General features: G+C 76.4%; 6 protein-coding genes. All 6 read left to right on the forward strand.

All coding sequences use genetic code 11. The features are described 5' to 3' along the window. The first annotated feature begins 171 nt into the window (after positions 1-171). A complete protein-coding gene (locus tag IH44_RS0137920; protein WP_232795251.1) occupies positions 172-453 on the forward strand; it encodes a hypothetical protein in 282 nt (93 codons plus the stop codon). Positions 454-696: 243 nt separating this feature from the next. Beyond that, entirely contained in the window at positions 697-1668 is a 972-nt protein-coding gene (locus tag IH44_RS0137925) for a UbiA family prenyltransferase (protein ID WP_030464403.1), read from the forward strand. A 74-nt stretch (positions 1669-1742) separates the two neighbouring features. After that, positions 1743-3422 carry a class I adenylate-forming enzyme family protein gene (locus tag IH44_RS0137930; RefSeq protein WP_030464404.1) on the forward strand — a complete coding sequence of 560 codons (1680 nt, stop codon included), beginning with the start codon at positions 1743-1745 and terminating at the stop codon, positions 3420-3422. A gap of 48 nt (positions 3423-3470) precedes the next feature. After that, positions 3471-4979, forward strand: coding sequence for an NAD(P)/FAD-dependent oxidoreductase (locus tag IH44_RS0137935; RefSeq protein WP_198545106.1), 1509 nt, complete (start codon positions 3471-3473; stop codon positions 4977-4979). A gap of 11 nt (positions 4980-4990) precedes the next feature. Continuing rightward, complete coding sequence (locus tag IH44_RS0137940; protein ID WP_030464406.1) at positions 4991-5782, forward strand: class I SAM-dependent methyltransferase; 792 nt, start codon at positions 4991-4993, stop codon at positions 5780-5782. Then, positions 5779-7356, forward strand: a complete 1578-nt coding sequence (locus tag IH44_RS0137945; RefSeq protein WP_198545107.1) for a CoA transferase — start codon at positions 5779-5781, stop codon at positions 7354-7356. The genes IH44_RS0137940 and IH44_RS0137945 overlap by 4 nt, the downstream gene beginning before the upstream one ends. Positions 7357-7545 lie beyond the last annotated feature (189 nt).

Below are 7545 nucleotides of genomic sequence, written 5' to 3' on the forward strand. Positions count from 1 at the left end.
GGTGCGGTCGGCGCGGGGCGGGCGGGGGTGCGGTCCGGCCGGGCGGGTGAATCCGGTGGGCGGCGTTGGAATTCGGAGGTGTGCGCACGGTAGCGATGGGGTGGTCCCGTGAAGGGCACGGGAGTTGACTGTTCATTAAGGATGATTGTGCGAGCGATTCTGGTTTCCCTGATGGCTGCGGGTTCGGTGCTCGGACTGGCGGCGCCCGCTCCGGCGGCCGGGGGCCCGGCGGTCGGCGACGTGGTGGTGTTCTCGACCGAGGCGCAGCCGCTGGACACCTACGTCGACCCGGCCGGATGTCAGCAACTTCCCACGTTGGCCCACGTGTTGACCAACCAGACGGACCGGCCGGTGAAGGTGTACGGCAACCCGTTCTGCCTCGGCCCGTCGGTGGTGGTGCAGCCGGGTTACGGGACGCACGTGCCGGGCGGGGCGGGGAGTTTCTCCGCGTAGTACGGAATTGCGGAAAAGCGGTCGGATGATCGCACGGGCGGTCGACGGAAAAGCCGATCGCCCGCTTTTTGTCTGATGACAGGAATGCGGCCGAACGGTCGCACTGTGTCATGATGACGAGCGCCGACTCCTCGTCCGTCGCGGCGAATTGGCGCACCGTCAGTGCGGTCGGCTCGTTGTCTCCGGCCCCCCGCGGCAGTCGCGTCCCGGGTTGCGGCCGCCGTCGAGAGGACTGCGTTTCCCGTGGAGCACGTCGCACTTCCCGCTGCCTCCGAGGCGGCCCCGATCCCCTGGCGGGCGTACGCCAGGCTGGCCAAGCTCGACATCTGGGACTACTACCTGAGCGTCCCGCTGGTGGCCGCGATGGTCCTGGCCTCGGGGGCGGGTGGCGGGGCCGGGACGGTCCTGGTGGTGCTGGTGCTGTTCCTGGCGGGCGAGGTCGCCATGAGCGCGGCCATGTGCACCTTCGACGACGTCACCGGGTACCGGGACGGCAGCGACGCGGTGAACTACGGACCGGACGCGCCCGCCCGGCGGCTGGCCCGGAAGCCGCTGGTGGCCGGGACGCTGACGGAGCGTCAGGCGATCCGGTTCGGGTGGGCGGCGGTCGCGGCCTGCGTGCTGTGCTGGGCGGCGGCCGTCGCGGCGGCGCCCGCCCGGCCCTGGTGGGCGGTGGCCGGGACGGCGGCGCTGGCGGTGTTCGGGTTCCAGTACACCTGGTGGCTGCGGATCAGCTACAACGGCTTCCAGGAGTTCTTCCTGGCCGCACTGGGCTGGTTCTTCGTGCTCCCGCTGTACGGGCTGCTGACCGGGCGGTTCGACGGGTTCGCGGTGGTACAGGCGCTGGTGTTCGGGCTCGGCCCGCTGCTGTTCGGCGTGTACTCCAACACCAACGACATCCCCGGCGACCGGGCGGTGGGCCGGAAGACCGCCGCGGTGCTGCTCCCGCCGCGCGGCAACGCGGCGTTCGTGGCCGGGTGTTCGGCGCTGGAGGCGGTGCTGCTGGTGGGCTCGGCGGCGGTCGGGGTCGCGCCGTGGTGGTTCCCGCTGGTGATGGCGCCGGTGATCGCGCTGCGGGCCCGGCAGTGGGTGCTCGGGTTCGTCCGGGGCGAGATCCTGCTCGCCCGCCGGCTGGGGATCCACCTGCACCGGGTGTGCTGCGCGCTGCTGGTCGGCGTGGACCTGGGCCTCGCGGTGTTCGGCGGTGGGCTGTGACCGGCGGGGCTGTGACCGGCGGGGCGGGACGCAGCGGGACGGGGCGCAGCGGGGCGGGGCGCAGCGGGACGGGGGTGTTGTTCGGGCGGCTGCCGTTGGACCTGGGGCCGCTGTTCGACACGCTGGCCGAGCAACGTCCTTCGGTGAACGTCCAGTTGGGGCGTCCGCTGGACCTGGCGCCGGAGCGGGGCACCGCGTACGACACCGGGCAGGTGGCCGAGCTGGTGCGGGAGACCGCGGCCTGGCTGGTGGCGGCCGGGGCCGGGCCCGGGTCGTCGGTGGCGGTCGTCAAGCGCAACCACTGGGACTACGTGCTGCTGGCCTGCGCGGCGGCCCGGATCGGGGCGGTGCCCGCGCTGCTGTCGGACCGGGTGCCGCCGGACGGGCTGGCGGCGCTGCTGCGGCGGCTGCGGCCGGACGTGCTGGTCACCCAGCGGGACGTGCTCGGCGGGGCGCGGGCCGCCGGGGTGGAACTGACCGCGCTGGCCGGGCGGACGGTCTGCCTGGACGGGCCCGCCGAGGGCGCGCTGGCGGTGGACGACCTGCGCGGCGGGCCGGTGCCGGCGGTGCGCGGGCGCGGGGAGGACGAGCCGCTGGCGGTCATCCACACCTCCGGCACCACCGGCGTCCCCAAACTGGTGGTGCACTCCACCCGGACGCTGATCCGGCGGCTGTCGGCGTTCGAGGCGCGCCCCTGGCCGGTGCTGTCGGTGCGCCGCGCGGACACTGTGGCCAGCGCCGTCTCGTTCGCCCACGGGCGGGCGCTGACCTGGACCGTCAGCGCGTTCTGGCGGGCCCCGCAGACCGTCGTGCTGCTGCCCGACTCGGACCCGTCGACGGCCGCCGCGCTGCTGCGCAGCCACCCGCCGACCGTCATGGAGGCGCTGCCGTCCAGCTACGTGCGCTGGCAGGCGCTGGCGGAACCGGCGGCGGGGTCGGCTGGGTCGGCAGGCTCGACGGGGGCCGCGGGGTCGACGGGGGCCGCGGGGGCCGCGGGGTCGAATCCGTTCCGGGACGTGCGGCTGTTCATCTCGACCTTCGACGCGATGCACCCGCCGACCGTGCGGACCTTCCTGGACGCCACCCGGCGGCGGCATCCGCTCTGGATGCAGGGGTGGGGGCAGAGCGAGACCGGGCCGCTGAGCTTCCGGTTCCTGACCCGCGGGGCGCTGGCCGGGCCCGCCGGGCGGCACCCCACCACCCGCGACCTGGGGCGGCCGGTGCCCGGGTGGGTGCGGGTGAAGGTCGCCGACCCGGCCCGGCCCGGCCGGACGGTGCCGCCCGGCGAGACCGGGATGCTGTACGCCCGCACCGGGGCGCTCTGCCTCGGCTACCTGGGCGAGCCGGAGCGGTGGGGGCGCAAGCTCGACCGCGGCTGGTTCAACACCGGGGACCTCGGGGTGCGCACCCGCGACGGCCGGGTCCTGGTGCTCGACCGGGAGGTCGACATGGTGCCCGGGATGAGCTGCGTCGAGATCGAGGACGTGCTGCACGAACGGCTCCCCGACGTCGAGGAGGCCGTCCTGCTGTCGGTGGCCGACGGCCGCCCGCAACCGGTGCTGGTCACCGCGGACGGCGGGCTCGACCCGGCGCGCTGGCGGGACGCGGTGCGCGACCTGCCGCCGCTGGCCGAACCGCTGGTGGTCGGCTGGGACGCGGTGCCGCGGACCGCCACCGGGAAGGTGCGGCGGCACGAACTGCGGGCCCGGGTGCTGGCCGGCAGTGCCGGGATCGGGACCGGGCAGTGGACGTGAACGCGGCCGGGAAGGGCGGGAGTTGACGTGACGAGGGCGGAGGGCGCAGTGGGCGCAGTGGGCGCGGAAGACGGCTGGGACGCGGCGGGCGGTTCGGACGAGGCGAGCGGTTCGGGCGAGGTCGATGTCGCGGTGGTCGGGGCGGGGATCGCCGGGCTGGCCGCGGCGCACCACCTGGTGGCGGCCGGGCGGTCGGTGCGGGTCTTCGAGGGGGGCGACCGGGTCGGCGGGCGGATGGCCTCCAGCCGGGTGGACGGGTGGCTGCTCGACGAGGGCGCGGAGACCATCGCCGGGGCCGGGTACGAGGCGACCTGGGAGCTGATCCGGGCGGTGGGCGTGCCGGAGTCCGAGGTGCCGGTGATCGAACCCGGGTTCGCGCTGTGGCGGCGCGGGCGGGCGCACGCCCACCTCGGGCACCCGAAGGGCCTGCTGACCGGCGCCGGGCTGTCCTGGCGGGGACGCTGGGCGTGGCTGCGCTTCGTCGCCGAACTCGGCACCGTCTGGCGGGGGTTCGACCCCGACCGGCCGGAGACCGCGCCCAGCCGGGACGCCACGCTGAGCGAGTACTGCGCCGGCTCGGCGGGGCGGGAGGAACTGCTCGCCGCGATGCTGCAGCCGCTCTCCAGCCACTGCTTCGGCTGGCGGCCGGAGAGCTCGGCCGTCGCCCCGATGGTGGCCACCCTGCTGTCGGTGGGCGGGGCCGGGGCGCGCTGGATGACCTACCGGGACGGGATGGACACGCTGGCCCGCCGGCTGGCCGAACGGCTGCCGGTGGAGCTGGGGCGGCGGGTGGCCGCCGTCCGGGAGGAGCCGGGCGCGGGTCCGGGGGCGGCCGGCGTGCGGGTGGAGTTCGCGGACGGGACGCGGGTGCGGGCCCGGCAGGTGGTGCTGGCGGTGCCCGCGCCGCTGGCGCTGGAGTTGCGCGGGGACGACCTCCCGGACGGGGAGCGGCCGTACCTGGCGGCGAGCACGTACGCGCCAATGCTCAAGGTGGCCTGCCTGCTGGACCGGCCGCTGCCCAGCCCGACCGGGGCGCCGAGCTACGCGATGTCGGTGCCGGAGAGCGAGAGCCGGGTCTGCACCGGGCTGATCCTCGACCACCTGAAGGCGGACGGGCGGGCACCCGCGGGGAAGGGGCTGGTCAGCGTGTTCGCCTCGCCGTGGGTCTCCCCCGAGCTGCTGGGCGAACCGGACGAGCGGGTGGTGGAGACGCTCTGCGCGGAGGCCGAGCGCTTCCTGCCCGGCCTGCGGGCGGCCACCGTCCGGACGCTGGTGCACCGCTTCCCGCTCGGGCTGCCGCAGGGGGCGCCGGCGGCCGTCCGGGAGCGGGCCGCGTTCCTGGACCGGCCGACCCGGGCGGTGGAGTACGCCGGGGACTGGGTGATGCTGCGGCCGAGCAGCGAGGGGGCGGTGCGGTCGGGGAAGCTGGCGGCGGAGCGGGTGCTCGCGCACGCGGCGGGGGCAGGAGCGGGTGCGGGTGCGGGGGCCGCTTCGGTTTCGGTTTCGGCTTCGGCTTCGGCTTCGGCTTCGGCTTCGGCTTCGGTGGGGCGGGCGTGAGGGGCGGGGCGGTGCGGGAGGCCGGGGGGTCGTACCTGTTCGACAACGGGAGTGCGCACGCGGCCGGGCAGCACCGGTGCCTGGCGGCGTGGCTCGACCCGATCAGTGTCGGCCGGCTGCGGGCGGGCGGGGTCGGGCCCGGAATGCGGTGCCTGGACGTGGGCGCCGGGGCGGGGAGCGTCGCGGTCTGGCTGGCCGAGCAGGTCGCACCCGGGGGCTCGGTGGTGGCCACGGACCTGGTGCCGCTGCCGGTGCCCGCCCGGCCCGGGCTGGCGGTGCGGCAGCACGACGTGGTGCGGGACCCGCTGCCGGAGGAGGCGTTCGACCTGGTGCACGTCCGGCTGGTGCTGTCCCACCTGCCGGAGCGGGAGGCGGTGTTGGCGCGGCTGTTCGCCGCGCTGCGGCCCGGCGGGGTGCTGCACCTGCTGGAGTTCGACGCCGAGTACGCGCCGGTGCTCACCGTCCCCGACGAGCGGGCCCGGGAGCTGTACGAGCGGTACCAGCAGGCGAAGTTGCGGGCCTTCCGGGCCCGCGGTTCGCACCAGGGGTGGGGGCGGGAGTGCGCCGGTGCGCTGGTGCGGGCCGGGTTCGTCGAGGTGGAGGCGGAGGCCCGGATCGGCACGCTCGCCCCCGGGACGCCGCAGCTGGAGATGCAGTTGCACAACACCTGGCACCTGCGGGAGGCACTGCTGCGGGAGGGGCTGACGGAGGACGAACTCGCCGAGCTGCGCGGGCTGTTCGGCGACCCGCGGTTCCGGGCCTGCTCGAACGTGGTGTACGCGGTGCGCGGGCGGCGGCCGTGAGTGGCGGGCGGGCGGCCGTGGGCGGCGGGCCGGGCCTGCTTGCGGCGCTGCGGCCGGTGGTGGCGCGGGAGGTGGCGGCCGGGCTGTTGCGCGGGTGCGGGGTGGGGGTGGTGGAGGGTGAACTGCTGCAGGTGGGCGGGGAGTTGGGCTGTCGGATCTCCTGGGCCGGGCCGTTGGGGCTGGCTCTCGGCAGTGAGGCGGACGTCCAGGCGGCGTGCGGGGTGATGCACGTGCACGGCCGGCGGTACGGGGCGCCGACGCCGCTGCGGGTGGACTTCGCGTCGGTGGCGGCCGGGGTGCTGGCCGCGACGGGTGCGCTGGCGGCGCTGCGGGCGCGGCGGTTCGGGGCGGCGTACCGGGAGGTGGGGGTCTCGGTGGCACAGGCCGCACTGTTCGGGCTGGCGCAGTACTTGGCGGCGGCGACCGCCCCGGACCGGGAGTGCGCGGAGCCGTCCGGGGTGGGCGGGCCGCCGTTCGTCGCGGCAGACGGGGTCCGGTTCGAGCTGGAGGCCCTGGCGGCGGACGGCTGGCTGCGGTTCTGGTCCGAACTCGGCGTCGGGCGGCGGGTGGTGGGCCGGGCCTGGCTGCCGTTCCAGGCCCGGTACGGGACGGCTTCCTGCCCGCTGCCCGAGGAGCTGTTCGCGGCGACGCGGGCGGTCGGCTACCGGCGGCTGGTGCGGATCGCGGCCGGGTGCGGGGTGGAGTTGACGGTGGCGGCGGCGCGGCCGGCCGTGCTGGGCGGGCTGCCGTGGCGGCTGCGGGCGGGCGGGGTCGCGGGGCCGGTCCGCGAGCCCGAATTCGGTTTCGGGAAGGGGCCGTTGAGCGGGGTCCGGGTGGTGGAGATCGCCCGGCGGGTCCAAGGGCCGGTGGCCGGGCGGGTGTTGGCGCTGCTGGGGGCCGAGGTCGTGCGGGTCGAGCCGGTGGGCGGGGACCCGCTGCGCGGGGTGCCGCCGATGACGGTGTCGGGTGGCGGCGGGGTGGCGGTGTCGGCGCGGTTCGCGGCGCTCAACCGCGGCAAGGGGGTGCTGGAGGCGGACCTGCGCAGTGCGGAAGGACGGTCTGCGGTACGGGAGTTGGTGCGGGGGGCGGACGTGCTGCTGCACAGCCTGGCGCCCGCGAAGGTCGCCGGACTGGGGCTGGACGCCGCGGCGGTCGCCGCGCTGCGCCCCGGCCTGGTGTACGCCCAGGCCAGCGGCGGCGGGCCCGGGCTGAGCACCGACTACCCCGTGCAGGCGCACTCCGGTCTGGCCGCGCTGCTGGCGCCGGACGGGCTGCCGCCGCGGCCCACCCTGCTGACCGTCTGCGACGTGCTGGGCGGGCTGGTCTGCGCGGCGGGGACGGTGGCGGCCCTGGAGGCCCGCGAGCGGACCGGGCGGGCGCAGCACGTCGAGTCCTCGCTGCTGTCGGCGGCGCGGCTGCTGTGCGGGGCGGCGAACCGGGCGGGCGGCGGCGGAGGGGCGTCGGTGTGCACGGATCTGGCCGTCTTGGCGCGGGACCCGCGGGTGGCGGCGGCGCTGGAGTTCGGGGCGGACGGGTGTGCGTTCGTCCGCGCGCCGTGGGAGTTCGGGATGTGAGTGGGCGGTGACGGCGGCGCGGTGACGGCGCGGTGGCGGGGAGCGGGTTGGCGATGGGTTCGGCGGATCGACGGATGACGGGAGTGGTGGCTGTGACGTGGGTTTCGGTGGCTGGGGTGGAGTTTCCCGACCGGGTGGGGCGGGGGCTGCGGGAGGAGTGGGTGCTGTCTCTTATACACATCTGACGCT

The organism is Kitasatospora sp. NRRL B-11411 (assembly GCF_000721345.1).
GTDB lineage: Bacteria > Actinomycetota > Actinomycetes > Streptomycetales > Streptomycetaceae > Kitasatospora > Kitasatospora cineracea.

Bases quoted from the DNA above. Each gene is read 5' to 3' on its own strand.
- IH44_RS0137920 (WP_232795251.1), top strand. From the start codon at position 172: ATGGCTGCGGGTTCGGTGCTCGGACTGGCGGCGCCCGCTCCGGCGGCC.